2 protein-coding genes and 1 pseudogene are annotated in these 1,983 nt (G+C 34.0%); all 3 read left to right on the top strand.

Annotation, left to right across the window (positions count from 1 at the left end):
* Window positions 1-8 precede the first annotated feature (8 nt).
* Window positions 9-314 (top strand): GerAB/ArcD/ProY family transporter, encoded by a 306-nt coding sequence (locus CZ487_RS09255; protein WP_474091048.1) that lies wholly within the window; start codon window positions 9-11, stop codon window positions 312-314.
* Window positions 302-631: pseudogene (locus CZ487_RS09250) on the top strand (spore germination protein); the annotation flags it as partial. The gene CZ487_RS09255 and the pseudogene CZ487_RS09250, both read left to right, overlap by 13 nt.
* A gap of 335 nt (window positions 632-966) precedes the next feature.
* Window positions 967-1,983: spore germination protein (locus tag CZ487_RS09245; protein ID WP_077211811.1), on the top strand; the 1,017-nt coding region annotated here is incomplete at its 3' end.

The following is a 1,983-nucleotide window of genomic DNA, read 5'->3' as shown; positions in this document are numbered from 1 at the left end:
TTGGTAGTATTTTCAACTTCCTTATTGTCATTTACTTTATTGCCGTAAATTATTCGATCACCATTAGTTATGTCGAGTTGTCACTAACATGGGGATATGAAGGTGTCTATGAATGGGTCGGAGTATTGGCTTTATTAATATTATCCATTTATGCTGTATCCGGCGGTTTTAGAGTAGTGACCGGAGTTTGCTTCTTATCCTTTTTATTGACTATATGGCTGCTATTTGTTGTGTACCAACCACTTCAAACCATAAACCTAACTAGGATTTTACCTATTATGACGACAACTCCTTCAGGNATGTGGCTGCCATGACTTATCATTTTGAACTCATACCATCTAAATTGTTATTTATCATTGGACAATCACGTTCACAAGTTCCTTTTCCGCCCTTATTAGAAGCACTCTTACTAGAATTGTTAATTGAGCTACTTAGAGAAGCTGGTGCACGCCTTCCTTCAAAAGTAGGACAAACAATGGGAATTGTAGGGGGTATTGTCATTGGCCAAGCAACGGTTGAGGCAGGGTTAACTAGCAATATTTTAATTATCATTGTTGCATTTAGTGCATTAGGGGCATTTTCGGCTCCTATTTATGAAATGGGTACCGCTGTCAGAATTGCTAGATTTCCAANTTCGCATCCGTGGCCATCCTACTAAGAGTAATCCAAACAAATACTATTACTATTCTTTTCATGAACTATTACCACTTCTGGACTATTCTTCCGAAATGATAATCCCTTATTCCACTAACTAGTTAGCGAAAGAAGCGACTGCTCTATTGAACAATCGCTCCCGTTGAATAAGGATGAAGCATTACTATATAAGTAAAATCAACTTAATCTAGACACGATAATGTTTAACGCTGTCCAAGATGATGTAATGATTCACTGTCCCTCTGTCCATATTCTGTATAAATTAATTGTTTTTACAGACACTATTAAAAACGGTTGAAGGATATGTTACGAATGACAGATCGTCATAATAATGATAACTTCCCAGGTTATGAAAAAATTAAATCCATTCTTAATGAATCACCCGATTTGATGTGTCGAAAACTTGAAGTTGGACAAGTGGGGATTCATATTATTTTCATGAAGAATTTAATTAAGCCAGAGATTCTAAATGAATTTGTCATTAAATACATTGAAGAACTTTCTGTAGAATACTTACATTACACCTATTTAATGAAAAACATACCTATAGAAGAAATAAAGGTAAATTTAGAAGAACAAGAGGTAATCTCTTCCCTATTAAATGGATTTGCTTATATTTATTTTTTAGATGAGAAAAAGGCAATCATTGTGAATTGCGCAAATCCCATTGAACGATCTATTGAGAAAGCAGAAACAGAATCGTTAGTATATGGACCTAAAATTTCGTTCACTGAATCATTAACTTCTAACGTTAAGATAATCAGACAAAATCTAAATGATTATAATTTGTGCACAGATGAAATAAAGATTGGGGAACGCGTTCAAAAGAAAGTAAGAATTGTATATATAAAAGATATTGCAAACGATGACACTCTTCAGACACTTAAGGAAAGGATTGAACAGTTAAAAACGGATAATATAAGTGACAGTTCCGTTTTGGCTCAATGCCTAGAAGATAATCATTACTCTTTATTTCCACAATTTATATTAACAGAGCTGCCCGATAGATTCATCTACTCGATTTTAAACGGGCGAATTGGTGTTTTTATAGATGGTAGTCCTGTAGGGATTATAGGTCCTGCTAATTTTTTCTCATTTTTTGAATCAACAGAAGATATCTATTTGAGATGGTCTTTAAGTACATTTATTCGTTTTATCCGATTATTTGCTATGGTAGGTTCTATTTTTTTAACAGCCATTTATGTGGCTGCCATGACTTATCATTTTGAACTCATACCATCTAAATTGTTATTTATCATTGGACAATCACGTTCACAAGTTCCTTTTCCGCCCTTATTAGAAGCACTCTTACTAGAATTGTTAATTGAG

The organism is Robertmurraya dakarensis (assembly GCF_900156875.1).
Lineage (GTDB): Bacteria > Bacillota > Bacilli > Bacillales > Cytobacillaceae > Robertmurraya > Robertmurraya dakarensis.
This window is presented reverse-complemented; position numbering and strand designations above follow the sequence as displayed.